Origin of the sequence: Ralstonia insidiosa (assembly GCF_008801405.1) — a bacterium.
Lineage (GTDB): Bacteria > Pseudomonadota > Gammaproteobacteria > Burkholderiales > Burkholderiaceae > Ralstonia > Ralstonia insidiosa.
The window spans coordinates 2405789-2431889 of sequence record NZ_VZPV01000001.1; the positions used below are offsets into that span (position 1 = coordinate 2405789).

26 protein-coding genes are annotated in these 26101 nt (G+C 63.3%); 11 read left to right on the forward strand and 15 right to left on the reverse strand.

Annotated features, from left to right (window positions below):
• Positions 1–35: 35 nt before the first annotated feature.
• Entirely contained in the window at positions 36–641 is a 606-nt protein-coding gene (locus tag F7R11_RS11425) for a LysE family translocator (protein WP_064806334.1), read from the forward strand.
• A gap of 8 nt (positions 642–649) precedes the next feature.
• On the opposite strand, the gene F7R11_RS11430 is transcribed toward F7R11_RS11425, so the two are convergent.
• Genes F7R11_RS11430 through tsaB form a run of 3 tightly spaced genes read right to left on the reverse strand, consistent with a single transcriptional unit; the run spans position 650 to position 2717 of the window.
• Positions 650–1459 carry a uracil-DNA glycosylase gene (locus tag F7R11_RS11430; RefSeq protein WP_064803626.1) on the reverse strand — a complete coding sequence of 270 codons (810 nt, stop codon included), beginning with the start codon at positions 1457–1459 and terminating at the stop codon, positions 650–652.
• A complete protein-coding gene (gene rimI, locus F7R11_RS11435; protein WP_064803628.1) occupies positions 1456–1983 on the reverse strand; it encodes a ribosomal protein S18-alanine N-acetyltransferase in 528 nt (175 codons plus the stop codon). Before rimI ends, F7R11_RS11430 begins: the two co-directional genes overlap by 4 nt.
• On the reverse strand, positions 1980–2717 hold the full coding sequence (gene tsaB, locus F7R11_RS11440; protein WP_064803630.1) for a tRNA (adenosine(37)-N6)-threonylcarbamoyltransferase complex dimerization subunit type 1 TsaB: 738 nt from the start codon (positions 2715–2717) through the stop codon (positions 1980–1982). Before tsaB ends, rimI begins: the two co-directional genes overlap by 4 nt.
• Before the next feature lie 150 nt (positions 2718–2867).
• On the opposite strand from tsaB, the gene F7R11_RS11445 reads away from it, so the two are divergent.
• The gene (locus F7R11_RS11445; RefSeq protein WP_021194339.1) at positions 2868–3137 is read left to right on the forward strand and encodes an acyl-CoA-binding protein; all 270 of its coding nucleotides are present in this window, start codon (positions 2868–2870) and stop codon (positions 3135–3137) included.
• A gap of 44 nt (positions 3138–3181) precedes the next feature.
• On the opposite strand, the gene F7R11_RS11450 is transcribed toward F7R11_RS11445, so the two are convergent.
• From F7R11_RS11450 to F7R11_RS11465, 4 genes are all read right to left on the reverse strand, one after another.
• Positions 3182–4639: a DHA2 family efflux MFS transporter permease subunit gene (locus tag F7R11_RS11450; RefSeq protein WP_064803632.1), complete on the reverse strand. Its 1458-nt coding sequence runs from the start codon at positions 4637–4639 to the stop codon at positions 3182–3184.
• Positions 4640–4723: 84 nt separating this feature from the next.
• Positions 4724–5194 carry an SRPBCC family protein gene (locus F7R11_RS11455; RefSeq protein ID WP_021194337.1) on the reverse strand — a complete coding sequence of 157 codons (471 nt, stop codon included), beginning with the start codon at positions 5192–5194 and terminating at the stop codon, positions 4724–4726.
• A 105-nt stretch (positions 5195–5299) separates the two neighbouring features.
• The gene (gene aceB, locus F7R11_RS11460; protein WP_064803634.1) at positions 5300–6880 is read right to left on the reverse strand and encodes a malate synthase A; all 1581 of its coding nucleotides are present in this window, start codon (positions 6878–6880) and stop codon (positions 5300–5302) included.
• A 68-nt stretch (positions 6881–6948) separates the two neighbouring features.
• Complete coding sequence (locus tag F7R11_RS11465) at positions 6949–7647, reverse strand: haloacid dehalogenase type II (protein ID WP_064803636.1); 699 nt, start codon at positions 7645–7647, stop codon at positions 6949–6951.
• Between the two features lie 234 nt (positions 7648–7881).
• On the opposite strand from F7R11_RS11465, the gene F7R11_RS11470 reads away from it, so the two are divergent.
• The 6 genes from F7R11_RS11470 to F7R11_RS11495 all read left to right on the forward strand — a co-directional run bounded on the left by F7R11_RS11470 (position 7882) and on the right by F7R11_RS11495 (position 13344).
• Entirely contained in the window at positions 7882–8658 is a 777-nt protein-coding gene (locus F7R11_RS11470) for a hypothetical protein (RefSeq protein WP_064803638.1), read from the forward strand.
• A 16-nt stretch (positions 8659–8674) separates the two neighbouring features.
• Positions 8675–9604 carry a LysR family transcriptional regulator gene (locus F7R11_RS11475; RefSeq protein WP_021194333.1) on the forward strand — a complete coding sequence of 310 codons (930 nt, stop codon included), beginning with the start codon at positions 8675–8677 and terminating at the stop codon, positions 9602–9604.
• A gap of 78 nt (positions 9605–9682) precedes the next feature.
• Positions 9683–10117 (forward strand): universal stress protein, encoded by a 435-nt coding sequence (locus F7R11_RS11480; RefSeq protein ID WP_064803640.1) that lies wholly within the window; start codon positions 9683–9685, stop codon positions 10115–10117.
• 197 nt (positions 10118–10314) lie between these two features.
• The gene (locus F7R11_RS11485; protein ID WP_064803643.1) at positions 10315–11805 is read left to right on the forward strand and encodes an NCS1 family nucleobase:cation symporter-1; all 1491 of its coding nucleotides are present in this window, start codon (positions 10315–10317) and stop codon (positions 11803–11805) included.
• A 34-nt stretch (positions 11806–11839) separates the two neighbouring features.
• Complete coding sequence (locus tag F7R11_RS11490; protein WP_064803645.1) at positions 11840–12574, forward strand: aspartate/glutamate racemase family protein; 735 nt, start codon at positions 11840–11842, stop codon at positions 12572–12574.
• 68 nt (positions 12575–12642) lie between these two features.
• A complete protein-coding gene (locus F7R11_RS11495) occupies positions 12643–13344 on the forward strand; it encodes a GntR family transcriptional regulator (RefSeq protein ID WP_064803647.1) in 702 nt (233 codons plus the stop codon).
• Positions 13345–13440: 96 nt separating this feature from the next.
• On the opposite strand, the gene aceA is transcribed toward F7R11_RS11495, so the two are convergent.
• Positions 13441–14748, reverse strand: coding sequence for an isocitrate lyase (gene aceA / locus F7R11_RS11500; protein ID WP_021194328.1), 1308 nt, complete (start codon positions 14746–14748; stop codon positions 13441–13443).
• Positions 14749–15235: 487 nt separating this feature from the next.
• Positions 15236–15397: a hypothetical protein gene (locus F7R11_RS27025; RefSeq protein ID WP_021194327.1), complete on the reverse strand. Its 162-nt coding sequence runs from the start codon at positions 15395–15397 to the stop codon at positions 15236–15238.
• Between the two features lie 235 nt (positions 15398–15632).
• Here F7R11_RS27025 and F7R11_RS11505 point away from each other — a divergent pair, with 235 nt between their 5' ends.
• A complete protein-coding gene (locus F7R11_RS11505; protein WP_064803649.1) occupies positions 15633–17606 on the forward strand; it encodes an APC family permease in 1974 nt (657 codons plus the stop codon).
• 26 nt (positions 17607–17632) lie between these two features.
• Here F7R11_RS11505 and F7R11_RS11510 read toward each other — a convergent pair whose 3' ends face one another.
• The 6 genes from F7R11_RS11510 to F7R11_RS11535 form a co-directional block, all read right to left on the reverse strand.
• Positions 17633–18052 (reverse strand): gamma-glutamylcyclotransferase family protein, encoded by a 420-nt coding sequence (locus F7R11_RS11510; protein ID WP_021194325.1) that lies wholly within the window; start codon positions 18050–18052, stop codon positions 17633–17635.
• Positions 18049–18546, reverse strand: coding sequence for a ribonuclease E activity regulator RraA (gene rraA, locus F7R11_RS11515; RefSeq protein ID WP_064803651.1), 498 nt, complete (start codon positions 18544–18546; stop codon positions 18049–18051). The genes F7R11_RS11510 and rraA overlap by 4 nt, the downstream gene beginning before the upstream one ends.
• Positions 18547–18582: 36 nt before the next feature.
• Positions 18583–20292 (reverse strand): thiamine pyrophosphate-binding protein, encoded by a 1710-nt coding sequence (locus F7R11_RS11520; protein ID WP_064803653.1) that lies wholly within the window; start codon positions 20290–20292, stop codon positions 18583–18585.
• 82 nt (positions 20293–20374) lie between these two features.
• Positions 20375–21199, reverse strand: coding sequence for a LytR/AlgR family response regulator transcription factor (locus F7R11_RS11525; protein ID WP_064803655.1), 825 nt, complete (start codon positions 21197–21199; stop codon positions 20375–20377).
• Positions 21200–21202: 3 nt separating this feature from the next.
• On the reverse strand, positions 21203–22468 hold the full coding sequence (locus F7R11_RS11530) for a sensor histidine kinase (protein WP_064803657.1): 1266 nt from the start codon (positions 22466–22468) through the stop codon (positions 21203–21205).
• A complete protein-coding gene (locus F7R11_RS11535) occupies positions 22468–22767 on the reverse strand; it encodes a 2TM domain-containing protein (protein ID WP_064803660.1) in 300 nt (99 codons plus the stop codon). Before F7R11_RS11535 ends, F7R11_RS11530 begins: the two co-directional genes overlap by 1 nt.
• A gap of 330 nt (positions 22768–23097) precedes the next feature.
• On the opposite strand from F7R11_RS11535, the gene F7R11_RS11540 reads away from it, so the two are divergent.
• A complete protein-coding gene (locus tag F7R11_RS11540) occupies positions 23098–23919 on the forward strand; it encodes a cupin domain-containing protein (protein WP_082932824.1) in 822 nt (273 codons plus the stop codon).
• Positions 23920–24347: 428 nt separating this feature from the next.
• Positions 24348–26051 carry a ShlB/FhaC/HecB family hemolysin secretion/activation protein gene (locus tag F7R11_RS11545; protein WP_167317187.1) on the forward strand — a complete coding sequence of 568 codons (1704 nt, stop codon included), beginning with the start codon at positions 24348–24350 and terminating at the stop codon, positions 26049–26051.
• The last annotated feature ends 50 nt before the right edge of the window (positions 26052–26101 follow it).

Here is a 26101-nt window from a genome sequence, read left to right on the forward strand (position 1 = left end):
CGCACACCGCGCCATCGTCATTGGAGATCAACACCATGCTCGCGTGGGAACTGTGGGTCGCCTTCTTCGGCTACGCCATTCCGATGGTCATCAGCCCCGGTCCGGGCAACACGTTGCTGGCGACTACCGGCGGGCGCTTCGGCATCCGTGGCTCAGTCCCGTTCTGGCTGGGCTTTGAAGCGGCCAACCTGGTGCTGTGCCTGATCTATGGCCTCGGGCTCGGCCGTGTGCTGCACGACTATCCGGCGATCGAACAGGCGTTGAAATGGGTGGGCGTGCTGTATCTGCTCTATCTCGCCAAGGGCTTCCTGATGCCGTCGGTCAAAGGCGCTGCGGAAGCGCGTAATACCTCGCGCCTGGGTTTTGGCGCGGGCTTCTTCTGCGTCATGGTCAACCCGAAGATCCACTCGATGATCGTCGTGATGTTCGCGCAGTTCCTGAAGCCGGGCGCAAGCATGGCGACACAGGCGGCCATGCTGACGGCAGGCTTCATGCTCGTGGGCGTGACGTGCCACTTCCCCTGGATTGCGGGCGGCAAGGTGGTACTGCAGCGCTTCCGCTCGCCGCGGGCGCTGCGCATTCAGGGGTGGATCTTCGGGCTGTGCATGCTCGCGGTGGCGGCGTATGTCGCCCTCACCTGAGTGCGATGCTATTGGCCGCCGTGCTCTGCATAGACCTTGCGCGCGAGGCACAGGTCTTCCCACGCGCGGGCCTTATCAGTGAGCGTGCGCAGCAGATAGGCCGGGTGATACGTCACTACCACGGGCACGCCTTCCACCTCGTGCACCTTGCCGCGCAGCTTGCTCACAGCCGTCTGTGTCTGCAGCAGGTTCTGCGCGGCAACGCGGCCCAGCACAACGATGATGCGTGGCTTGACCAGCGCAATCTGGCGCTTGAGATACGGGTCGCACATCGCCGCCTCATCCGGCTCCGGATCACGGTTGCCTGGCGGACGGCATTTGAGCACGTTGGCGATGAACACGCCCTTCTCACGCGAGAGGCCCACAGCACGCAGCATGCTGTCGAGCAGCTTGCCGGCCTGGCCGACAAAGGGCTCGCCTTGCTTGTCTTCGTTTTCGCCCGGGGCCTCGCCGATCAGCATCCACTCGGCCTGGCGGTCGCCAACGCCAAAGACCGTATTGGTGCGGCGCTCGCACAATTTGCACGACGTGCAGTTGGAAACGGCGTCTTCCAGCTGCGCCCAGTCGAACGCTGCAATGCGTTGCGCGCGGGGCTCGGCAGCATCGTTTGGCGCTTCAGCCGCGTGTGCCACTTCGGGGAGTACCTCGATGCGCGCGACGACGGGTTCCGGAGCCGCAACGGCAGTCTCAGCGACAACCGGCTCGGCAACGGCAACCTCGACGACCTCAGCAACTTCCACCTCGACCGGCTCGGTGCCGCGCAGCACCCATTCGTTGGAAACGCCCAGCGCCTCCAGCATGCGAGATCGACGATTCATGCTGCCTCCACCCCGCTCGCTTCGCAGACGATGCGCATGACGAGCGCGTCTTCGCGTGTGTTGTTCTCGGCCGGGTAATAGCGTTTGCGGCGGCCGATCTCGGCAAACCCCACGCGGTGATACAGCGAAATCGCGCCGGCGTTGGACGGCCGCACTTCCAGCAGCAGGCTGCCAAAGCCACGCGCGAGCGTCAGCGCCACTGCCAGACGCAACAGCCAACGCCCCAGCCCCTGTCGCTGCCAGACGGGAGCCACTGTCACGTTCAGCAGGTGCATCTCGTCAACTACCGGCATCAGGATCAGGTAGCCCGCGACCTCGTTGCCACCGTCACGCAGCACGATGCCAAGGTGACCCGACTTGAGCGAATCCTCGAAGTTGCCGCGCGACCAGGGAAACGCAAACGCGGCCTGCTCGATAGCGGCGACGCCGCCCAGATCCAGCGCTGTCATGCGTTCGGCGCGCCAGCCGGCGGGCAGCGGCGTCTGCGCGGTCACGCTGGCCAGTGCGTTGTCGATCAGACTCATGCGCCCAGTCCTGCCGCAGCCTTGGCCTGCTGCACGGCCTGACGCTCTTCAATGGTGAGTGCGACCTTGTCGCGCACATACAGCGGCGCAGCATCCTCGGGGCGGGCCGTGTGGCCCGCAGCCAGCAGGCGCAACCCGAGCGCGGCGATCTCGCGCGCATGCGGTGCCACCTCCGGCAGCACGGTGGTCGCGCCGGTCGCAGCGGTCAGTTGGTCTCCGAATACCGTAGCGGCATTGCCGACCAGCCAGTACGGCTGCGACGGTGTGATCACGGTTTGAGGGCCACTCACCTGGATGGCCGTAAGCGCGTGCCAGCCCGAAGCATCCTGTGTTGCATCAGCGGGGACGAAGCTGGCCCAGTAGCACTCGTCCATCCGTGCATCGAGCGCAACCGTCACCGCCGTGCCGGCTGGCAGCGTTGCGCGCGTCTGTTCCGCGCATGCGACCAGGGAGTTGACCGGCACCACCGGCAGATCAGCGCCAAACGCCAGACCCTGCGCAACCCCGCAAGCGGTACGCAGCCCGGTGAAGGAGCCAGGCCCTGCACCGAAGGCAATCGCAGCGCAATCGGCCAGCGCGATGCCGGCCTCGGCTAGCAATTCGCCGGCGGCCGGCAGCACACGGCTGCTGGAACGCGCGCCGGTGTGCTCATGGCGGAACAGCGTGCGCGCGCCGTCACCAAGGGCGACGGAACAGAACTCGGTGGAGGTATCGAAAGCAAGAATCCAAGGCATGGCGGCATTGTACCGGCTGGTGTGACGGCTGAATGCGCAAACCCGTACCCAGTCATGCGGAAAACCGAAGCCATCCTCGAATTCAAACGGCCCGACCGCACGACCCCGGCGCTATCATCGTCGGACCATTGTTTTCAGCCGGGAATCATCATGAGCGACCTGCAAGCCCGTTTCGACCAAGCCCAGATTGACGTCAAGGGCCTTTCCGAGCGCCCCGCCAACATGACGCTGCTGCGTCTGTACGCCCTCTTCAAGCAAGGCAGCGAAGGCGATGCGCACGGCGACAAGCCGGGCTTCACCGACATCGTCGGCCGCTACAAATTTGAAGCCTGGGAAGGCCTGAAGGGCACCTCGCAAGACGACGCCAAGCAAAAATACATCGACCTCGTCGAAGAACTGAAGAGCGGCGCGACGACCTGATCGTTGCCTCGTCAGACGAAAAACCGGGCCTCGTGCCCGGTTTTTTATTGCGCGGCGGGAATGGCAGATGGCACCTCGCGGCGCCGCATGCGCCACGCAGCCAGCACCGCCAGCGTGCACAGCGTGCCGAGAAAAATGAACGTCTCGTCAAAGGCCAGGATGCGGGCATCCGGGTCGACCGCCGCGCCGTGCACGGTTTCGATGCCGCGTGACGCGAGCCGCCATTGCAGGAAGATGCCCGTGGCCGACACGCCAATCGCCCCGCCGAGCTGGCGCAGGAAGTTAACCGCGCTGGAGCCCTGCGGAATCAGTGTGAAATCCACACCGCGCATCGCACCAAGACTCAGTGATGGCAGCACGAAACCCAGCCCGATCCGGCCAATAACGGCAATCGCGATCAGCAGCAGATAGCTCGTCGCTCGGGTGTTGGTCGCCATCAGGAAGAAGGACACTGCCAGCGCGGCCAATCCGAACGACACCAGCCGGAACGGCTCGATACGGTTAGTCAGGCGCCCCGCCAAAATGATGGTCACGGCCAGCACCAACCCGGCCGGCAACAGGACCAGCCCCGCACGCGACGGCGCATAGGCCAGTGCCACCTGCATATACACCGGCACCAGATACGTCGAGCCGTATAGCCCCGCCCCATAGATAAAGGCGACCACCGCCCCCATCGCAAACTGCCGGTAGCTGAACAGCCGCAGATCCAGCAATGGCGACTCCACCCGCCGCTGCCAGAAGACGAAACCCGCGACGCACGCGGCCGCCACAGCCATCAGCATGACGCCGTGCGTGGCATCGGTATGCAGCGCCACCAACCCGTTGAGCAGCGATACCGTGGCCGCGCCGATCAGCAGCAGACCGCGCCAGTCGAGCGGCTTGGGCTCACCCGCCATGGACGAGTTGAGCGCCATGAAGCGCCGCGCCATCACCCAACCCATCAGCGTGAACGGCACCACCACGAAAAAGATCGAGCGCCAGCCGAACAGCTCCACCAGAAAGCCACCCACGCTTGGGCCCACTGCAGGCGCCAGCACCACGCCAAAACCGAACAAGCCAAATGCCTTACCCTGCTCACGCTCCGGAAACACGCGCAGGATCAGGATGTTGGGCAGCGGCTGCATGATGCCGGCGGCAATGCCCTCCACCACCCGCATGGCGATCATCACCTCGTAGTTGGGCGACAGCCCACCGGCCAACCCACCCAGCCCCAGCAGTAGCAACGCGCCGATGAACGTGCGCCGCAACCCAAAGCGCAACAGCAGCCAGGGTGTCAGCAGCATCGCCAGCGTCATCGCCACCATGAAGCTGGCAGACACCCACTGCGCGCGCTCCTGTCCGAGCACGAAATGCCGGCTCAGATCAGGAATCGCCACATTGACGATGGTGGCCGAAATGACGGACGACACCGCGCCCACCATCAGCGTGAACAACACCAGCCACTTGAAGCGCTCGCCGTAGCGGGCACGCAGGGCTTCCAGGGTGGGTGTGAATGTCGTCATGGTCTCGTTCTAGTGATGTGAGACGACTTGGGGGACAAGCCCTGCCCGGTGCGTCCTCCACGCATCGGGCGGGCGGTGTCGCAATCAGCCGAGGCGGCCGGTGGCAGCAATCTCGCGGATGCGGCGCACGGTGTCGATATCGCTCTCGCGATAGGCCGATTTGACGATCTCCGAGTAACGCGTGTCGCCGGTTTCATCAGCGCTGGGCAGCGTGGTGTCGTAGACAAATCGGATGAACGCCGCGTTGGTGTCGTTCGTCTCGATCGTCATGGTGAGCGAACCGCCGGCGTGTTCGCCCGTGGCAGCGGTCGTGTAGGTCACGCGCTTGTGCGGTTCGAGGGTCACGCGATCCTGGATGCGTGCCTTGCCGAAGCGCAGTTCACGCTCGACCCAGCCATCGCCTTCCGCGGTGATGATGCATTCGTCCAGGCTTTCGACAAATTCGGTTTGCTCCCGCACGCGCAGCACCAGGCCTTGCCAGATCTGGTTGAGGGTGAGCGTGTCGATCAGGGGGTTCAGTGGATCGTTGACTTCCACTAGGTGTTCAAAGCGCAAAGCGGCCTCCGCAAGATTTCCCGACATTATCGCGCGGCAACGGAAAAATGAAAAAACGCCGGCGGGTTGCCCCAGCCGGCGTTTCCCCTGCAACCCAAGCGTCGCTTAGATTTCTTCGTACAGCGGCAGCGTCAGGAATTCCGCAAAGTCTTCCGACGTCGACATCTGTTCGAAGATCACTGCTGCGCGGTCAAAGTGGCCCACCGCGCCCGTCTCCTTCACCTTGGCCAGCTCTTCCGGGATCAGCTTGCGCACGAGTTCAGCCGTAACCTTCGTGCCGTCTTCCAGCTTGCCCTTGGGCGAGCGGATCCACTGCCACACTTGCGAGCGCGAGATCTCGGCCGTGGCAGCATCTTCCATCAGGTTGTGGATCGGCACGCAACCGTTGCCGGCCAGCCAGGCACCCAGGTAGTGGATGCCGACGTTGATGTTCATGCGCAGGCCGTGTTCCGTGATCGGCGTTTCCGGCTGGAAGTCCAGCAGCTGGGCGGCCGTCACTTCCACGTCCGGGCGTTGCTTCTCGAACTGGTTCAGCTTGTCGCCCAGCACGGCCACGAATTCCTTCATGGCTGGCTCGACCAGACCCGGGTGCGCCACCCAGCCACCATCGTAGCCGTCGGTCGCGTCGCGCTTCTTGTCGCCGATGATGCCGGCCATGGCGATGGCGTTCTTCTCCGGATCGTTCTTGATCGGGATCAGCGCGCTCATGCCGCCGATGGCGGGCGCGCCACGCTTGTGGCAGGTCTTGAGCAGCAGCAACGCGTAGGCGCGCATGAACGGCGAGGTCATCGTCACCTTGGCGCGGTCGGCCAGGCAGAAGTTCTTGTCGACCTTGAACTTCTTGATGCACGAGAAGATGTAGTCCCAACGGCCGGCGTTCAGGCCAGCGCTGTGCTCACGCAATTCGTACAGGATTTCTTCCATCTCGAACGCGGCGAGGATGGTTTCGATCAGCACGGTGGCCTTGATCGTGCCTTGCGGCAGGCCGATCTCGTTCTGGGCCATCACGAAGATGTCGTTCCACAGACGCGCTTCCAGATGGCTTTCCATCTTCGGCAGATAGAAGAACGGGCCGGCGCCGCGGGCGATCTGCTCCTTGGCGTTGTGGAACAGGAAGAGCGCGAAGTCGAAGATGCCGCCCGACACGCGTTCACCGTCGATCAGCACGTGCTTCTCGTCCAGGTGCCAGCCGCGCGGACGCACTTGCAGCGTGGCGATCTTGTCGTTCAGCTTGTACGTCTTGCCGTTCTGCTCGAGCGTGAGCGTGCGGCGGATGGCGGCCTTCAGGTTGACCTGACCCTGGATCTGGTTGTGCCAGCTGGGCGAATTCGAATCCTCGAAGTCGGTCATGTAGCTGTCCGCGCCCGAGTTGAACGCGTTGATGACCATCTTGGCATCGACCGGGCCGGTGATCTCCACACGGCGGCAGTGCAGCGCGGGCGGGATCGGGGCAACCTTCCAGTCGCCTTCACGGATGGCCTTCGTTTCGGCCAGGAAGTCCGGGCGCTCACCGGCGTCCAGGCGCTTGGCGCGCTCAACGCGGGCAGCCAGCAGCTCTTTGCGACGCGGCTGGAAGGCACGGTGCAGCTTGGCAACCAGCGCCAGTGCTTCGGGGGTCAGAATGTCTTCGTAGGCCGGCAGGATTTCGGCCTTGATCTCCATGCCTTGGGGCAGCGTGAGCGCCATGGTGTTCTCCAGAGGATGTGTGAGGGTTGAACGGGTTCGGTCCTATGACTGGGCCGATTGGAAAATCCTTACGTCGCTTGTGTTGCCTGCACGAACTGCAGCAGATCGCGCATGTCGTGGCCAGCCGCGGTGGGCGCCACGTCGAGCGCCTCGGGCGGATGCCCCAGGCGGTTGATCCAGAACGTTGTGAAGCCATACCACGTCGCGCCGCAGGCATCCCAGCCGTTGGACGAGACGAACAGAATCTTTTCGGCCGGCACGCCAAAAGCCTGCGGTGCCAATGCGTACGCTTGCGGAGCGGTCTTGTAGAGCTTCACCGCATCGACCGACAGCACGTGGTCGAACAGGCCTGACATACCCGCGCTCTTGACGGCGATGTCCAGCATCTGCGGATTGCCGTTGGAGAGGATGCCCAGCGGCAACCCCATCTCGCGCAGGCGGCGCAGCGCAGGCACGTTCTCGGGAAACGCCGACAGGCACGCATATTCGCGCATCAGCGTGGCTTCGTCGTGGGAGGAAAGTTCTACGCCCAGGCGTGCCGCTGCGTAGCGCAGCGCATCAACGGTGATGTCCCAGAACGGCTTGTAGTGCTCGCCCGAGGGGCCGGCCAGCGAGCGGATGCGCGTGTAGTCGATCTGTTTGTCGCGCCAGAGCACCGACAGTGCCTCGCCCTTGCCGGCAAAGAGTTGCTCGGCGCGCGCAGCCACGGAATACACGTCAAACAACGTGCCATAGGCGTCGAAGACCACCGCGCGAATCGAACTCATAGACAAGCCCCACGAAGCTCCACGTAACCGAAGGTCGTGCGCTCTGCTTGCTCTCGCGTGTTCCATCCAGCAGAACGCCTCTCCGACCTTCGCAACGAGGGCCATTGTAGAAAAGGTGACGCACCGCACAAAGACGGCAATGGTCACTTGATCTTTAACTTTTACCATCGGAATGACGAGTGATAACCTTTATATTCGTCACAATCCCGCGCTTTCCGATACATTCCAAACCCTATGTCTCTGTGGGCCCAATTCTGGTCGATTGCACAGTTCGTGCCGGTCGCAAAACTGATGCTGTACGCCGCACTGGCGCTGCTGGCCGGTCTGACGCTGGGCGTCATGGCGGCATGGGGGCTGCATCGTGCCGGGCTGCTGCGCCGGCGCACTCGGATCGGGCGTTGGGTGGCACGCCTGTATTTCCTGTATCTGCCCGTCGTGCTGGCCATCTGCGCGATGCAGGCCGCATTGGCCGTGTGCGTGGAAGGCACATTGGCCGAACACCTGAAGACCGCTCGCCCCGTCATCCGGACATTGACGCAGCAGACGCTCGGCGCGATGCAGGTGCAACTGCAATCGCTGCTTGAACAGCATCCGCAGTTGTCTACGGTTTCCATTGAGCATGTGGTGGACGCCGCCGTTGACCGAGCCGCGCAGGCGCCCGAAGCCATGGGGAATGGCGCGCTGCGGCAACTGGCTGCGGCGGGTGCCGCGCTGCTGGGGGCCCACGCGTTTCGCGAAACGATCAAGGACGTGCTGGTGGAGCGCGTGCACAAACTCGCGCATATCGATGCACAAACCACGCGCATTGCGCTGCGCCAATCCTTGGCATCGCTGGCCGACGGCGAATTCGTGGCGAGTATCCTGGCCGAGCGGATACGTGCATTCTTCATCGCGCTGTATCGCGGTATCGGGTTGCACTGCCTCTTTTGGCTGGCCCTGGCGGCACTAGAAATCGGTCTTGCGCAATGGCGCTTGCGCCGGACATCGACATCGGCGGAACTCCCCGCCTAACAGCGCTGGCATCAGAATGGATCACTTCAAGCAACTCGAAACCTTTGTCGCGGTGGCCACGCGCGGCAGTTTGTCTTCTGCGGCTGCGGCCGAAGGTGTGGCACCGGCCATCATCGGGCGCCGCATCGACGCACTGGAAGAACGCCTGGGTGTGAAGCTGCTGGTGCGCACCACGCGGCGCATCACCCTCACCTTCGAGGGCTCGGCATTCCTGGAGGATTGCCAACGCATCCTCAACGACCTGCACAACGCCGAGGCCAGCGTCTCCGCTGGTGGCGTGAAGGCCAGTGGCCACCTGCGCATCACGGCCCCGGCCGGCTTCGGCCGCCGCCATGTCGCGCCGATGGTGCCGGACTTCATCGAGGCCCACCCAGATGTGTCGATGACGCTGGACCTGGGCGACCGCGTGGTTGACCTCGTCAACGAAGGGTTCGACTGCGCGATCCGCCTGGGTGATCTGCCGGATTCGAGCCTGGTATCGATCCGCCTGTGGGAGAACCGCCGCGTCGTGGTGGCCGCGCCCGCCTATCTGGAGCGCCATGGCGTGCCAACCCAGGTGGAGCAACTCTCGGGCCACAACTGCCTGGCCTTTGGCGCCAGCGCCAACGTGCAGCGCGGCTGGGTCTTCCAACAAGGCGGCAAGACCGTCACCGTGAAGGTATCGGGCACGATGGAATGCACCGACGGCGCCGTGCTGCGCGAGTGGTGCTTGCAGGGCTACGGCCTGGCGTGGCGCTCGTGGTGGGAGGTCGGCCACGACATCGCCACGGGCAAGCTGGTGACAGTGTTGGATGCGTTCGAAGCGCCGCCGATTGGCATCCACGCCGTGTTTCCGCAACGCAAGCATCTGCCCCTGCGCGTGCGGCTCTTCATCGATTTCCTCAAGAACACCTACGGCAACCCGGCCTACTGGCGCCGGGCCGACGCCCTCATCGGGATGGACTAGCGATCACTCCGGATGGGTGGAACATTGCACGCGGCCTACAATCAAAACAACGCGTATCCACCCAACCAAGGAGGCCGCATGTTCCAGCACATCCTCATCCCGACCGATGGTTCCGAGCTGTCGCGTAAGGCGGTGGCGGGCGCGCTCGACTTTGCCAAGACACTCGGCGCGCGCCTGACGGCCTACACGTGCCTGGAGGAATACCCTTACACGCCCTTCTCCGAAATCGTTGTGGAGACCCCTCAGGCCTTCAAGGAGCGCGTTGAAGCCCAGGCGCGCGTGGTGCTCAAGGACGTGGAAGACGCTGCCCGCAGCGCCGGCATCACCTGCGATACCGACATGAGCTGCTTTGCGGTGCCCTACATGGGCATCATCGATGCGGCAGAACGTCACGGCTGTGACGTCATCTTCATGGCCTCGCACGGCCGGCGCGGACTGGCCGGGCTGCTGCTCGGCAGCGAGACGCAGAAGGTGCTCACGCACACCGAAATCCCCGTGATTGTCTATCGCTGAGCCGCCTCCAGAAGACCAGACTCCTTCGACACGCAGCCGCCCCTGACCGGGCGGCTTTCTTTTTGCCCTTGACTCTTGGCTTGTTGATGCATACAACTTTGTACACAAAACTAAATAATCTTGTGCACAAGTTTGCGCACAATGACCGCACGGCCTGAACTCGACTTCCTGCCGGCATCAACCAAGGAGAAGACAGAATGACCACCACCACCGCTTCGGCGGCACCGGCGGATGATCCGCCGCACGCGCATTCCAACGTCGTCATCAAACCGCAGTACGACCCACGGCTCACCAACGAAGACCTTGCGCCGCTGCGCAAGCAAACCTGGGGCACCTACAACATCTTCGCGTTCTGGATGTCGGACGTGCACAGCGTGGGCGGCTACCTGACGGCGGCGAGCCTGTTCTCGCTCGGCCTGTCGAGCTTGCAGGTGCTGTTTGCGCTGCTGGTGGGCATCCTGATCGTGCAGGTCTTCTGCAACCTCGTCGCCAAACCCAGCCAGGCGACCGGCACGCCATATCCGGTGATCTGCCGGGCCTCGTTCGGGGTGCTGGGTGCCAACATTCCGGCCATTATCCGTGGCCTGATCGCGGTGGCGTGGTACGGCATCCAGACCTATCTGGCCTCGCATGCCTTCCTAATCGTCGCGCTGAAATTCATGCCGGAACTCGCGCCGTACGCAGACTTGCAACAGCATGGCTTTGTCGGCCTGTCCACGCTGGGCTGGGCGGCCTTCATGACGCTGTGGGTCCTGCAAGCGTTCGTGTTCTGGCACGGCATGGAATCGATCCGCAAGTTCATCGACTGGGCCGGCCCGGCGGTGTACGTGGTGATGATCGCGCTGGCCGTGTGGCTCGTACACAAGGCGGGTTGGGAGAACATCAACTTCACGCTCTCCTTCCTCAAGTACGAAGGCTGGGATGCCGTGCCCGTCATGCTGGGCGGGATCGCGCTGGTGGTGTCGTACTTCTCGGGGCCGATGCTCAACTTTGGCGACTTCTCGCGCTACGGCAAGGACTTCGGCTCGGTCAAGCGCGGCAACTTCTGGGGCTTGCCGGTCAACTTCCTCGGCTTTGCGCTGCTGGTGGTCATCACCACCTCTGCCACGCTGCCGGTGTTTGGCCAGTTGATCTCCGACCCGGTGGAAGTCATCTCCCGCATCGACAACACGACGGCAGTGGTGATCGGCGCGCTGACCTTCATGATTGCCACCATCGGCATCAACATCGTCGCCAACTTCGTCTCACCTGCGTTCGATTTCTCCAACGTGGCGCCGCAGCACATCAGCTGGCGCACGGGCGGCATGATCGCGGCGGTGGCATCGATCTTCATCACGCCCTGGAACCTCTACAACAACCCTGAGGTGATCCACTACACCATCGACGTGCTGGGCGCCTTCATCGGCCCGCTGTTCGGCATCCTGATTGCGGACTACTACTTCGTGCGCCGCCAGCAGATCAACGTGGATGATCTCTACTCGATGCGCCCGACGGGCAGCTACTGGTTCCGCAACGGCTACAACCCGGCAGCCGTCTGGACGATGATCCCGTCCGCGTTGATCCCGATGGCCTGCGTGGTATTCGAGCGCCTGCAATGGCTGGCCAACTACAGCTGGTTCATCGGCGTGGGCATCGCACTGGTGCTCTACACCGTGCTGAGCCGCAAGCAACTCGCCGCCGCCCGTTGACCCTGACGCCCCTGACGACTTACGACGCACGAACATGGACATCCGCATCATCAACCCCAACACGACCGCCAGCATGACCGCGCTGATCGGCCGCTGCGCACAGGCGGCGGCCGCATCGGGCACACGCATCACGGCGGTCAGCCCGAAGATGGGCCCGGCTTCCATCGAGAGCCACTACGACGAAGCCCTCTCCGTGCCCGGCATCCTGGAAGAAATCCGCCACGGCGAGCGCGATGGCGCTGATGCGTACGTCATTGCCTGCTTTGGCGATCCGGGCCTCTATGCGGCTCGCGAGCTGGCGCATGGCCCCGTCATCGGCATTGCAGAAGCGGCCATGCACATGGCCAGCCTGATCGGCAACAGCTTCAGCGTGGTGACGACGCTGGAACGTACTGTCGGCATGGCCTGGCACTTGGCCGAGCGCTACGGCATGCGCCATGCCTGCCGCAACGTCCACGCGAGTGACCTGCCGGTGCTGGATCTGGAAAAGCCGGGTTCCAATGCGCGCGGCATCATCCTGCAAGCCTGCCGCGACGCACTGGCGCAAGACCGCAGCGACTGCATCGTGCTCGGCTGCGCCGGCATGGCCGACCTGTGTGAAGACCTGAGCGCTGAACTGGGCGTGCCCGTCATCGACGGCGTGGTGGCGGCGGTGAAATTGGTGGAGGCGCTGGTCGGCATGCGGCTATCGACCAGCAAGCGCGGCGATTGGGCACGCCCGCTGCCCAAACCCTACACGGGGATGCTTGCACCGTTTGCATTAGCCTAGCGCGGCACGGGAGGGTGCATTTGCTACCATGCATCCTTCCGCCTTTTTCCTCCGCTCTGTCACCCGCCATGCCCGCATCCGAACGGGAAACCACCGACAGCCAGCCTGCTGCCGAACCGATCTACCAAGGCCTGCTGACGGCCATCATGGAGCACCGCTTGGCCGCCGGCACCAAGCTGGTCGAAGAGCGGTTATGTGAAGCCACCGGTGCAGGCCGGCCGCGCATCCGCCAGGTGCTGGCGAGGCTGGCGCACGAGCAACTCGTGACGCTCGTACCCAACAAGGGTGCCTTCGTCGCGCAGCCGTCCGTAGAGGAGGCGCGCGACGTCTTCCAGACCCGCCGCATCATCGAACCCGAACTGGCCGCCATGCTGGCACGCGCATGCGGGCCGGCTCAGGCCAAGCGCCTGCGCGAACACATCGCTGCAGAGCATGCCGCACGCGAGCGTGGAGATCGTGCAGCCACCATCCGCCTCTCCGGCGAGTACCACGTGCTCATCGCCGAAATGGCCGGCAACCACGTCTTGGAGCGGCTGATTCGCGAGACCGTCTCACGCACCTGCCTGATCATCACGCTGTACGACCGCCCCGGCCTGCCCGCCTGCCCCGAGCACGAGCATGACACCCTCACCGAGGCCATTACCGCAGGCGATGCGGCACGCGCGCACGACCTGATGCGCGAGCATCTCGAGCACATCGAGCACTCGCTGGACCTGCACACCACGCCAACGTCGGCGCTGGATCTCGAATCGATTTTCAAGCGCGCATAAAAAAAACCGCGCCACTCACGGGACGCGGTTTCGAGAGGCCGGCGCGTGGTCAGCGCGCTGGCCCAGGTGTCCTGGATGCCGGATGCGTCGGCAAACTCAAGCCACCTTCTTGGCTTGCGCCGTTTCTTCGAAGAATTGTTCGTCTTCCGTCGAGCCCTTCAGCGCCGTGGTGGACGCTTCGCGCTCGATGGTCTGCGTCACGGCATCGAAGTAGCCCGTGCCGACTTCGCGCTGATGCTTCACCGCAGTGAACCCCTTTTCCGCTGCCTTGAACTCGGCCTCTTGCAGCTCGACAAACGCGCTCATCTGGTTGCGGGCATAGCCGTAAGCCAGGTTGAACATCGAGTAGTTCAGGGCGTGGAAACCGGCCAGCGTAATGAACTGGAACTTGTAGCCCATCGCGCCGAGTTCCTTCTGGAACCGGGCAATCGTGACGTCGTCCAGGTTCTTCTTCCAGTTGAACGACGGCGAGCAGTTGTAGGCCAGCATCTTGCCCGGGAACTTGGCGTGGATGGCCTGGGCGAATTTCTTGGCGTACTCCAGATCCGGCTTGCCGGTTTCGCACCACACGAGATCGGCCACTTCTGCGTAGGCCAGGCCGCGCGAGATGGCTTGCTGCAGACCGGGCTTCGTGCGGTAGAAACCTTCCACCGTGCGCTCGCCGGTGCAGAACGGGCGGTCGTTGTCGTCCACGTCGGTGGTCAGCAGATCAGCGGCTTCGGCATCGGTACGGGCAATCAGCACGGTCGGCACGCCCATCACGTCAGCAGCCAGACGCGCAGCCACCAGCTTGCTCACGGCTTCACGCGTCGGCACCAGCACCTTGCCGCCCATGTGCCCGCACTTCTTCACGGCGGCCAGTTGATCTTCAAAATGCACGCCCGAAGCGCCGGCCTCGATCATGGCCTTCATCAGCTCGAACGCGTTCAGCACACCGCCGAAACCAGCTTCCGCATCCGCCACGATCGGGGCGAAGAAATCGATGTCGTCCTTGCCTTCCGACCATTGGATCTGGTCAGCGCGCTGGAAGGTGTTGTTGATCTTCTTGACGACCTTGGGCACCGAGTCCACCGAGTACAGCGACTGGTCCGGATACATCTCCCCGTTGCTGTTGGCATCGCCCGCCACCTGCCAGCCCGACAGGTAGATGGCCTTCAGGCCCGCCTTGACCTGCTGCATGGCCTGGTTGCCCGTCAGTGCGCCCAGCGCGTTGACGAACGGCTCGTTGTTGATCAGGTCCCACAGCTTTTCCGCACCGCGCTTGGCCAGCGTGTGCTCGATCTGCAGCGAGCCACGCAGGCGCACTACGTCTTCGGCGGTATAACCGCGCTTGATGCCTTTCCAACGCGGGTTGGTGTCCCATTCCTTTTGCAGTTGCTGCACTTGTTGTTCGCGCGTCGTCATCACACTCTCCTGCTTGATCGCATCCATCCAATAAGAACCGGGTAGCTCGCTCACCGCTTAAAGCCACTTGCCTTCCGCTGGCGCCCTTTTTGGGTGTCGTCGGCCGGCCAAAAGTCATGTGTCTTATATAAGAGTGTAGAAAGGCACGATGCAGCGCAACAAGGAGAACCTCAACTCGATCCGAAGTTTTTATTTGTTTATTTTCAAAGGCTTAACACCATCGTTTCACGATACGGAAAGATTTTCCCTATCATGAAAGATGGTGATGGTGCCCTGCGGTGCGGAATTTTTGAGGACCAAAAAGACTTTCCGCATTGTGAAAAATAGAAGACCTATCCTTCACATGCGGTAGGTCGGCACACACCACGTTGGCTTTACAACGCTGATGGCACCGTTCCAGCGGCCATCTTTGGCACCGGGCTTCTGCGGGCCAGGAGAAATACGCCTACATGCCTATGCCTGGCATCTACACGCAGGCCATGCGCGTTCAATCCGAATCGTTGGCGTACTTGTGTGCCGCACCCTCTTTCGCCTTGGCCAGGCGCCGCGCAACCCGTTCGGCACGAATCGCTTCGGCAACAAAAATACCGATGACAGCCAACACGGCCGCCACGCCCAGCAACAACCGATCCGTTAGCGTCATAACCATACGGGCGCAGCATGCCCAAGTGTTTTTTGAGCCTCCAGCGTAAGACGTCGTTCATCAAGAAGTCATAAAGAACGCTCTCCTCGACGCAAAATTCGTATCAACGTACCGGCCCGCGCGCAAGCCGCTGACCCGGCAGCCATCTGCGCAACCAGGGCGCCGGGTATCTCGGACTGGTATGCCTCACGGAATTGCTCTACACCTACAGATAGCGCCAATAAGAAGGGTGGGAGGCACGATGGCTACATTCGACAAGATGTGGCAGGTGGTTGTTGGTAAGCCGCTTGATCCACTCGACCCACGAACCCGCCATGCCATCGCGGTGACGCCGCTTCTGGCGTGGGTGGGGCTTGGGGCTGATGGTCTGTCCTCATCGTGCTATGGCCCCGAGGAGGCGTTCCTCGCCCTGGGTCAGCACACACCCCTCGCCCTCTTCCTGGCGTTGGCGACTGCAGCCACCGTGTTCATCATTGCGCTGGGCTACAACCAGGTCATCGAACTGTTTCCCACCGGGGGCGGTGGCTATCGCGTTGCAACTGCGCTGCTGGGCCAGCGCGCGGGGCTGGTGTCCGGCGCCGCGCTGCTGGTCGACTACGTGCTGACGGTGGCCACGTCTCTGGCAAGCGGTGTCGATGCCTTCTTCAGCCTGCTGCCATTGAGCGCGCAAGCGTTCAAGCTGACCACCGAGCTGATCCTGATCGTGCTCATGACGGGCCTCAACTTCCGGGGCATGCGCGAATCGATTCTCGTGTTGCTGCCGATCTTCCTGGGCTTTGTCGTGCTGCACTTCGGACTGATCGTCTATGGCGTGGCAGTTCATGGCAGCGGGCTCACCGCTGTCGTGCCGGATGCCGTGGGCGAGGCGCACACCATGTCGCAAACGCTCGGGCCACTGGTGATGCTGGCGCTGTTGATGCGCGCGTTCTCGCTGGGCGGTGGTACCTACACGGGCCTGGAAGCGGTCTCGAACAACGTCAACATGCTGGCCGAGCCGCGCACGCCCCACGGCAAGCGGACCATGCTCTATATGTCGACCTCGCTGGCGTTCACGGCGGGCGGCATCATCCTGCTCTACATGCTGTGGCACGCCAAACCGGTGGAGGGCCAGACGCTCAACGCCGTGGTGTTCGGCAGCGTGATCGACCACATGGGGCTCAGCTCGGCATTTGCGCGCGGTGCGCTGCTGGCTGCGGTGCTGGCGTTTGAGGCGGGGCTGCTGCTGGTCGGTGCGCAGACCGGCTTTCTCGATGGCCCGGCTGTGCTGGCCAACATGGCGCACGATTCCTGGGTGCCGCGCCACTTTCGCGATCTGTCGGCCCGGCTGGTGCGCCAGAACGGCATCATCGTGATGGGCGTAGCAAGCCTGCTGATCCTGTTCTGGACGCACGGTGACGTGGCGGTGCTGGTGGTGCTGTACAGCATCAACGTATTCCTGACCTTCAGCCTGTCACTGCTGGGCCTGTGCACCTATTGGTGGCGCCAACGCAGGAATGCCGCGCACTGGTGGAGACACTTTGCGCTGTCAGCATTGGGGCTGTCGGTCACGAGCACGGTGCTGGTCATCACCCTGGTCGAAAAGTTCACTGCAGGCGGCTGGCTCACGGTGCTGGTCACGAGCGCCGTGATTGCGCTGTGCTTCCTGATCCGGCATCACTACGACGAGACCCGCGCGCAAATCGCCAAGGAAGACGCGCTGTTCTCCGGAGAAACACCCGTCGTGCCCGACACCGCGGCGCCCAGCAAACCCGACCCCAGCCTACCCACTGCCATCCTCCTGGTGGGCAAGCATCGCGGGGCCAGCATGCATGCACTGCTGTGGGTCAACCGGCTCTTCCCCGGCCACTTCAAGAACTTCATTTTCCTGGCCGTGGGCGAAGTCGATGCCAAGAGCTACGACGGTGCCGAGCACCTGGAACGCCTACGCCAGACCATCACGGCATCGCTGGAGTACTACGTGGCGCAATGCCGCCGACATGGCGATGCGGCCGACTACCGCATCGCCTTCGGCACCAACCCGGTTGCACAGTTCACCAAGCTGGCCGAGACCACGATGGATGAGTTTCCCAACAGCGTGTGCTTTGCCAGCAAACTGATCTTCCGGCAGGTTAACTTCCTCACCGCCTGGTTGCACAACCAGAGCCCGCTGGAAATTCAGACGCGGCTGCACCTGCAAGGCAAGCAGATGGTACTGCTGCCGATGAATGTCGGCTGAGGCGCTACGACACTGCGGCGCAGTGCTCAGCCGCGCGCCAGCCGATGCGCGACCCAATCGCCGCCCGTAATGACATGCCGCCCGGCAATGTGCGCCGGGCTGACCGGATAGACGATGCACTCGACAGGCTCGCTGCCCAGCATCACGGCGTGGTTCTCGCGCAGGAAGAGCGCATCACCGCCTGGATACACCTCTTCGATCTCGTCGAGCACCGGCACGAGCGCGGCATCGATGCGATAGACATCACCCCGTACGGCGGTGCCGGTCGGGTCCAGCACCAGGCCCGGATACGCGCCAAAGTCGTACAGGCGACCGTGCAACATGGCGGTGCCTAGCAACTCTGGCTCGGGAATGCCGCGCTTGGCTGCGGCTACGCGCAGGTCATTGGCCTCTCCGGCGCGCAGTGTGCCGTAGACGAACACGTGAATGGCGTTGACCGGGCTCATACAAGTGGGTCCTGCGAAACCAGCACACCGTCTTCATCGGCATAGATCCATTCACCGGACTGGATGTACGCACCGGGCATCTGCACCCCCACCTCGCGCTGGCCAGCGTTCTTCTTGATGCTCTTGCGCGGATGCACTGCCAGTGCATGAATGCCGACGTTGCATTCGATCAGCTCGCGCGTATCGCGCACGCAGCCGTTGAGCAGGATGCCCTCCCACCCGTTCTCCTCGGCCAGCTTGCCGAGGTTGCCGCCCACCAATGCACATCGCAACGAACCGCCGCCGTCGATGACGAGCACGCGCCCCGCGCCCTGCTCTTCCAGCGCGGCACGCACCAGGCCGTTGTCCTCGAACACCTTGAGCGTGGAAGCCGGGCCGGCAAACGCGGCACGCTTTCCAAAGCTGCAGAACACGGGCGTGAGTACACGCAGGCTTCCGTAGATGAGTTTGTCTTCGTGCAGATCGCACAGGTCAGTGACTGGGGTCATCGTCATGGCAGTGTCGAAGGGTTGGGCGTTGGTAGAAAGAGATTAGCTGCGCGACTGTGCGCGTAACGAATCGATGGTCGCACGCGGGCTGATGATGTTCGGATCCGTCTGCACCTCGATGATCGTGGCAACGGGGGCAACCAACGCAGCCTCAACGGCCGACTGGAAACCTTCGAGTGAGCGTACCGTATGCCCCTCGGCGCCGTACGCGCGGGCCAGTGCCGCAAAGTCGGGATTGCGCAGTTCCGTGCCGCTCACGTGCTCAGGGTACTCGCGCTCCTGATGCATGCGAATGGTGCCGTACATGTTGTTGTTGACCACGATGAAGATGACCGGCGCGTTGTATTGCATGGCGGTCGCCAGCTCCTGCCCGTTCATCAGGAAGCAGCCATCACCCGCCATGCAGATGACGGGCGTGTCAGGGCACACGATCTTGGCGGCCACGGCAGCCGGTGCGCCGTAGCCCATCGCCCCGCTGGTCGGCGCCAGTTGCGTGCGCGAGCCGGCAGCCAGCGCGCCGTACTGATAGAAGCGATGCAGCCACGTGGCGTAGTTGCCTGCGCCATTGGTCAGGATGCTGTTGTGCGGCAGGCGCTCGCGCAGCCATTGCATCGCGCGGGCCATGTCGATGCCTTGCCCGGTGAACGGTGGCGGCACGATGTTGGCAAGGTAATCGGCATGGGTGGCTTCGGTCCAGGCAGACCAGCGTGGCGTGGCGTCCGGCACAACGCCCTCCAGCGCTTCAGCAATCGCGGGCATCGACGCATGGATCATCAGGTGTGCCTGATAGACGCGCCCCAGTTCTTCCGCGCCAGCATGTACGTGGATGAGCGTCTGCCTGGGGCGCGGCACGTCGAACAGCGTGTAGCCGGAGGTGGTCATCTCGCCCAGGCGCGGGCCGATGGCGAGCACCACATCGGCGTCTTTTACACGCGCAGCGAGCTTCGGGTTGATGGCGATACCGACATCGCCCGCGTAATTCGGGTGACGGTTGTCGAACAGGTCTTGCCGGCGGAACACGCAGCCGGCGGGCAGGTTCCAGCGCTCGGCAAACGCCTGCATGCGGGCGGCGGCCTGCGGTGTCCAGCCAGAGCCGCCCAGCAGCAATAGCGGGCGCGCTGCGCTCTGCAGCAACACTTTCAGTTGCGAGAGATCGTGCGGACCGGGCCACGCCATGGCGCGCGCTTTCGTTGCTACATCGGGCGGCACGTCTGCAACCGTGGCAACCTCGGTGAGCATATCTTCCGGCAACGCCAGCACGACCGGACCGGGCCGGCCAGCAGTAGCAGTCTGGAAGGCGCGTGCGATGTATTCGGGAATGCGCTCCACGCTGTCGATCTGCGCCACCCACTTGGCCATCTGGCCGAACATACGGCGGTAGTCGATTTCCTGAAACGCTTCGCGGTCGACAAAATCGCGGCCGACTTGGCCGATGAACAGAATCATCGGCGTGGAATCCTGGAACGCGGTGTGCACGCCGATGCTGGCGTTGGTGGCGCCGGGGCCCCGTGTGCAGAAGACGATGCCGGGGCGGCCGGTCAGTTTGCCGTAGGCGTCGGCCATGTTGGCGGCGCCGCCTTCCTGCCGACAGATGATGAAGCGCGCGCGGTCGCGGCGCTGATAGAAGCCCTCAAGCACCGACAGGTAGCTCTCACCGGGCACGCCAAAGGCGATGTCGACACCGTGGCCAACCAACGCATCGACCAGGATCTGCCCGCCGTGGCGGGGTTGGCCTACAACTGCAGTCTCCATGGCGAGTAGTCTCACGCTTGATTCGTTGACGACACAACGGATCATAGCGGAAGGTGTCATGAGCGCACACGCCCCGTTCGGGCTACATCTGCCGGAACAGATGCGCGTACTGCCGTGCCACCGGCAGCGTCTCCGCCCGTCCGCGTATCTTCAGGCCCAATCGGCCCAGCGACAGATGCACGGCGCTCGACACATGCGCCACGTTGACCACCGTGCCGCGGTGCACCTGCCAGAAGTGCTCCGGATCAAGCTGGGCCAGCAACTCGCGCAAGCTCATGCGGATGAGCGATTCACCGCTGCTGGCGACCACGTTGACGTACTTGTCGGTCGCCTCCAGATACAGCACGTCATCCACGGGGATGAAGCGCACCTCTTGCCCGACCAGCGCCTTGATGAAGCGTAGATAACCGCCCTGCGGTGTCACCCGCGTCTGCGCAGCGCCTTGCAGGCCGGCGAGGCGTTCGACGAGTTCTGCCAACGTCTGTGCCGGATCCGCGGCACCGTTGCTGCTGGGGCGCACGGTCAGTCGGTCCTTCAGGCGCTTGACGGTCTCGGCCAGGCGCTCGGTCTGCACGGGCTTGAGCACGTAGTCGACAGCGGCCTGTTCGAAGGCATCCAACGCAAACTGATCGTAGGCCGTGACGAACACCACCAGCGGGCGGTCCGCCCGGTCCGATAGCTCACGCGCTACGTCAATGCCTGAGAGCCCCGGCATGCGGATGTCGAGAAAGACAACGTCCGGCCCCTGCCCGGCCTGCGCATCGTCAATCACGTCCAGCACGGATTGCCCGTCGTGCACGGCCGGCAACAGCGTGGCCTCGGGCCACAGCGCAGCCAGTTCGGCGACCAGGTTGTCAGCCAGTGCCGGTTCGTCGTCGGCAATCAGCAGGCGGGGGGAAGACGGCATCGGTCAGGTTCCGGCGGGCGCGCGTGAAGACAGCGCTGGGTTGGCGGCGGGGCGTGCAGACTGGGAAAAGCGGCAGCGCCATTCAGGCGCATCGGCCTGGGCAGGCGCGTCAGTTGTTTCGCGTGCGAGCGGCAGCTCAACAATGATCGTCACGCCATGCGGCACGGTTTCCGCAATCGTCAGGCGTGCATCGCCATCAAACAGGCGCGCCAGCCGTTCACGCACATGCGTGAGGCCCAGCCCCGAGCCCTTGCCGCCATCGTTGCCGAAGCCGACGCCGGTATCGCGCACTTCCAGCACGAGGCGTTCGCCCTCATTGTGGGCAACCAAGCGGGCCGAGAGCGCAATCTCACCGCCTTCGCGTGCCGGCTCGATGCCGTGCACGACGGCGTTCTCCACCAGCGGCTGGATCAACATGGGCGGGATGACGATGTTGGCGATGGCATCGTCCAGCGTCAGTGAAAACCGCAGCCGGTTGCCGAAGCGCAGCGCCTGAATATCGAGATACGCACGCAGCAGCGCGAATTCCTGCGCTAGCGTGCATTGTTCGGCGCGGGCATGCGAGAGCGACGTACGCAGAAAGCCGATCAGGTGCTGCAGCAAGCGCCGCGCGCCAACCGGGTCCCGGGCGATCAGCACATCCACATGGGCGAGCACGTTGAACAGGAAGTGCGGCTCGATCTGCGCTTGCAACGCCATGAGCTGCGCACGCACGACCTGCTTCTCGGCTTCTTCACGATCCAACGCATCGAGCGCGGCCTGACGCTCCAGCGCAACCAGCTTGCCGCGCGACCAGTAGTAGTAGGTTGCCCCCAGCGCAGCCAGCATCGTGATGATGAAGCTCATGCGCAGGCTATCGGCCCGCCAGGGCATGGGGAACGGCGCATTCATGCAGAGAATCATGCGGGCCACCCATTGCCCGAACGGCACGCCAATCACCACCGCACCAACCACAACCCACGGAAAGAACTTCTTGCTGGGCGGCCCGTCGCCCCAAAACGCGTGACGCGGAATGCCAATCAACGAGAACACCGCCAGACCTATCGACTGGCTGAAAACAAAGTCCTGCCAGAACGTCTCTTCCGGGCGAATGCCGAACGCCAGCACCGTCGCAATCAACGTATTGATGACGATGATGACGGCGTAGCGGACCAGCCAGCGCCGCAGGAGGCGCAGGCAATCGGCAAGCGAAGGAAACGACACATTGGCGAGCATGCGGGCGATCTTACCGGAGGGTTCTCCGGCGTTGAAGCTTGGGGTTTCCCGCATCAGCGGCCAGCCTGTTCGCGCAGACGGGCGAGCTCCTGGTCGACCATGCGCTGGTAGCCGTTGCCCATGCTCCAGGCCAGGCTCAGGCCGTGCGCGGCCAGCCCCATCCCCCAGCCCAGCAGCGGCCAGACGAACCAGAACTGCCCGCGCGACAGCGCAATCGCCGCCAGCACACCGTTCACGGCCAGAAATGACAGCAGGTGGATGCGAAACCCCATGCGTGCGCCGGCACGGTGGCGGGCGCGGCGCAACAGGGCATCGTCAGATTCAGCGGAGGTGTTGTAGGGGATGGCGGACATGGCGGTCTCAGGTGGAACCGAAGATGTCCGCAGTATAGGAATGGCGCTTGGGCAGGCGCCATCGGTGTGCGACGAATGGCGGGATTCAGGGTGCGAACGTAGCAACAGCAGGTGCTCAGACGCGGCACGAAAACCGCAGGATTCCAGGTATTCGAGCCCGCGCGTCTTACGCATCGACTTGTGCATCCGCTGCACAAGTTCTGTGGCGGGAGCCCTGTGGTGGTGGGCAGAGCCTATCCATAGACTGCATTCCAGCACACAGCCTGCGCGGCTCACACAAACACGGCGTGCCGATCCACTACGTACACCGATTCGCTCCCAACAAAAACGATGATGAAAAAGAAATTACTACTGCCGCTACTGTCGGCACTTGCGCTGACCGCCTGCGGCGGCGGTGATAACGCTCCGGTACACCCCGGCCTCGTGTCACTCCCTGCCAGCGAGCTGACGTGGACCGAGTTGCCCGGCAGCGGCGGCGTGAAGTACGCCAACGTTCAGGGCGACCTCGCTGGACATGGTAACTACGAAGCGTTCGTCCTCTTCCCCAACGGGGCGGACAACCCGTATCACGTGCACACGCAAGACTTGCCGACCGTGGTGCTCAAGGGCACGTTCTACGCCATTGTCGATGGCAAGCGCATTGACTATCCGCCGGGCTCTTACTACAACCTGCCCGCCAACATGCCGCACTACAGCGGTTGCGCACCGGGCGACGATTGCCTGCTGTTCCAGTATCAACGCGATCACTTCGACCTCGTTCCCACCACCCCGGGTGCGGGCGGTGCATCAAGCGAAAACCTGGTGTCGTTTCCCGCCAGCGAACTGACATGGACCGAGTTGCCCGGCAGCGGCGGCGTGAAGTACGCCAACGTTCAGGGCGATCTCGCCGGACATGGCCCGTACGATGCGTTCGTCCTCTTCCCCAACGGGGCGAACAACCCTTACCACGTGCACACGCAAGACTTGCCGACCGTGGTACTCAAGGGCACGTTCTACGCCATCATCGACGGCAAGCGCGTTGATTATCCGCCGGGCTCCTATTACAACCTGCCGGCCAACATGCCGCACTTCAGCGGTTGCGCAACGGGTGATGATTGCCTGCTGTTCCAATACCAGCGCGATCATTTCGATCTGGTTCCGGTCAGGCAGTAAGCCTGGCGCCTCTTGTTCGGCGAGCCGTCATGCGGCTCGCCGAATTTCGTTTACGCAGGCGTTGTCGCACTCGCGCACGAACGGGCAGTGGCTGCGGTGCCCACACGATGCGACGCAATCGGATGCAGTGTGGAAGGCGACGGACATGGAAGCTCAGACGACGCCGGGGATGTCGGGAGTATAGGAATGCCGCCTGGGCAAGCGCCATCCGTGTCCGACGAATGGTGGGATTGCAAGCGCGAATCGACCAGCACCGACGCCACCGCGCCCGCAATGAAAACTGTTACACCGCCTTCACACTCAGATTTTGCTGATGGATTTGCCCCCTGGCGCCCCACACACTCCGCGCTCCGTGATTTTTCCGAGTGCATGGCATGCAAGGTAGCGACCGACCCACACTGGCCCCGCAAACATCCGCAAAACGCAGTGTGGCGATACTTTCAGCCGTTGGTGCACTGGTTGCTACCGCCACGCATAGCCTGCCAGCCTGTGGGCAAACCACGCCGCCCAGAGACATCGCCTTGCCCTCAACGGGCTCCCTGCTGCAGAACAACCCGATTCTGAACGTCCCCGCTGAGCCACAAGGCAAGGATGAGGTCAAGGTCGAGGGCCATCGCCCCGCCACGGAGCCAACATCGCCTGCCGATACCGAAGCCGTGCATGTCGCTCGCATCGAAGTCGACAACGTGCCGGAACGCCTGAGGCTACAAGTCGATGCCGTCGTTGCCCCCTACCGTGACCGGGACATGACGTTGAGGGACGTGCGCAACGTGGCAGTTCTAGTCACGAACGCGCTGCTCGACAACGGTGAACCCATTTCCTACGCCTATGTGCCGCAGCAGAAGATCACCAACGGTGTCGTACGCCTGAACATCCTGCGCGGGCATGTTGAGACAATTCAGTTGCGTCGTAACGACTCGCTGGTCAGCGATCGCGTCCTGCAGGGCTATCTGGACCACGGTGTATCGGCCACTGGTGACATGCAGACGGCACAGGATCAGCTCACACGCCTGTCCGAACTGCCCGGCATTGGTGGCATCACGCCGATGCTCTCGCCTGGGCAAACGCCTGGCGGCACCGTGCTGACGGTCGACACGGCTGCGGGCGACCGCATCAACGGCGCCTTCGTGGCCGACAACGCCGGCTCGCGCGTCAGCGGGCGCAACCGCATCGGTACGCAAGTCAACGTCAACAGTCCATTCGGCCTGGGCGACCGGTTTCAGGCCGTGCTGTACGGCGCACCCGATTTCCTCCAGTTCAACCACGACAGCGACGGCGGCAAGACGTTGATCGGCCGTGTCTCTTACGACATCCCGATCAGCACGCACGGCGCGCGCGCCGGCATGGCCGTATCACGCGTCAACTACACGCTGGGCGGCTTATACAACGACCTGGGCGACGGCCACGCCACCGTGTACGGCCTCTACGGCAGCTACCCGCTTATGCGCACCCAATCGGACAACCTCGACGCTGCCGCCAACCTCGACTACAAGCGCCTGACCGACACGCTGTTTGACGAACCCAACCAACGCTGGGCATCGGTCGTCTCCACGCAACTCTCGGGCAACCGGCAAAGTCGACTGGGTGGGCTGCCGTACATCCTGCAATACCAATTCGGCCTGACCGGCGGCGACCTACATAACGAGGATGCCTGGAACGGCGCGCAGACACGTGGCACCTACTTCAAGGCCACGCAATACGCCAAGTACACGCAAGTCTTGTATCGCGGCCTCTATGCCGACCTATCGATCCAGGCGCAGCAAAGCTCACGCAACCTAGACGGCTCGGAAAAAATGACGCTGGGCGGCACCAATGCCGTACGCGCATATAGCAACGACACCGTCAGCGCAGACAGCGGCCATATCGCATCCATGCAATTGAATGCCACTGTGCCCTATGTCGATGGGCTGACCGCGCAAGTCTTCTATGACCGGGCACGCGCCACGGTGCAGAAATTCGTGAGCCGGGGCGCCAACGCGGTCACGATGGAGGGATACGGGTTCGAGCTGAATTATTCGGTGGCTAAACGTGCGGAGTTCAACCTGACCTATGCACTGCGTATGGGCAGCTCACCACTGCTTGGGGCGCAGCATCGGGCGATGACGTGGTTCAGTACGGTGGTCCGGTTTTGACCGGATCCGCACGGGCACGCAAATACGGCAAGGGTTGTTACGACCCACAT

Excerpts from the sequence above, each read along its gene's own strand:
- F7R11_RS11425 (WP_064806334.1), top strand. The coding sequence starts at position 36 with ATGCTCGCGTGGGAACTGTGGGTCGCCTTCTTCGGCTACGCCATTCCG.
- F7R11_RS11430 (WP_064803626.1), bottom strand. The coding sequence starts at position 1,459 with ATGAATCGTCGATCTCGCATGCTGGAGGCGCTGGGCGTTTCCAACGAA.
- rimI (WP_064803628.1), bottom strand. The coding sequence starts at position 1,983 with ATGAGTCTGATCGACAACGCACTGGCCAGCGTGACCGCGCAGACGCCG.
- tsaB (WP_064803630.1), bottom strand. The coding sequence starts at position 2,717 with ATGCCTTGGATTCTTGCTTTCGATACCTCCACCGAGTTCTGTTCCGTC.
- F7R11_RS11445 (WP_021194339.1), top strand. The coding sequence starts at position 2,868 with ATGAGCGACCTGCAAGCCCGTTTCGACCAAGCCCAGATTGACGTCAAG.
- F7R11_RS11450 (WP_064803632.1), bottom strand. The coding sequence starts at position 4,639 with ATGACGACATTCACACCCACCCTGGAAGCCCTGCGTGCCCGCTACGGC.
- aceB (WP_064803634.1), bottom strand. The coding sequence starts at position 6,880 with ATGGCGCTCACGCTGCCCCAAGGCATGGAGATCAAGGCCGAAATCCTG.
- F7R11_RS11465 (WP_064803636.1), bottom strand. The coding sequence starts at position 7,647 with ATGAGTTCGATTCGCGCGGTGGTCTTCGACGCCTATGGCACGTTGTTT.
- F7R11_RS11470 (WP_064803638.1), top strand. The coding sequence starts at position 7,882 with ATGTCTCTGTGGGCCCAATTCTGGTCGATTGCACAGTTCGTGCCGGTC.
- F7R11_RS11475 (WP_021194333.1), top strand. The coding sequence starts at position 8,675 with ATGGATCACTTCAAGCAACTCGAAACCTTTGTCGCGGTGGCCACGCGC.
- F7R11_RS11480 (WP_064803640.1), top strand. The coding sequence starts at position 9,683 with ATGTTCCAGCACATCCTCATCCCGACCGATGGTTCCGAGCTGTCGCGT.
- F7R11_RS11485 (WP_064803643.1), top strand. The coding sequence starts at position 10,315 with ATGACCACCACCACCGCTTCGGCGGCACCGGCGGATGATCCGCCGCAC.
- F7R11_RS11490 (WP_064803645.1), top strand. The coding sequence starts at position 11,840 with ATGGACATCCGCATCATCAACCCCAACACGACCGCCAGCATGACCGCG.
- F7R11_RS11495 (WP_064803647.1), top strand. The coding sequence starts at position 12,643 with ATGCCCGCATCCGAACGGGAAACCACCGACAGCCAGCCTGCTGCCGAA.
- aceA (WP_021194328.1), bottom strand. The coding sequence starts at position 14,748 with ATGACGACGCGCGAACAACAAGTGCAGCAACTGCAAAAGGAATGGGAC.
- F7R11_RS27025 (WP_021194327.1), bottom strand. The coding sequence starts at position 15,397 with ATGGTTATGACGCTAACGGATCGGTTGTTGCTGGGCGTGGCGGCCGTG.
- F7R11_RS11505 (WP_064803649.1), top strand. The coding sequence starts at position 15,633 with ATGGCTACATTCGACAAGATGTGGCAGGTGGTTGTTGGTAAGCCGCTT.
- F7R11_RS11510 (WP_021194325.1), bottom strand. The coding sequence starts at position 18,052 with ATGAGCCCGGTCAACGCCATTCACGTGTTCGTCTACGGCACACTGCGC.
- rraA (WP_064803651.1), bottom strand. The coding sequence starts at position 18,546 with ATGACGATGACCCCAGTCACTGACCTGTGCGATCTGCACGAAGACAAA.
- F7R11_RS11520 (WP_064803653.1), bottom strand. The coding sequence starts at position 20,292 with ATGGAGACTGCAGTTGTAGGCCAACCCCGCCACGGCGGGCAGATCCTG.
- F7R11_RS11525 (WP_064803655.1), bottom strand. The coding sequence starts at position 21,199 with ATGCCGTCTTCCCCCCGCCTGCTGATTGCCGACGACGAACCGGCACTG.
- F7R11_RS11530 (WP_064803657.1), bottom strand. The coding sequence starts at position 22,468 with ATGCGGGAAACCCCAAGCTTCAACGCCGGAGAACCCTCCGGTAAGATC.
- F7R11_RS11535 (WP_064803660.1), bottom strand. The coding sequence starts at position 22,767 with ATGTCCGCCATCCCCTACAACACCTCCGCTGAATCTGACGATGCCCTG.
- F7R11_RS11540 (WP_082932824.1), top strand. The coding sequence starts at position 23,098 with ATGATGAAAAAGAAATTACTACTGCCGCTACTGTCGGCACTTGCGCTG.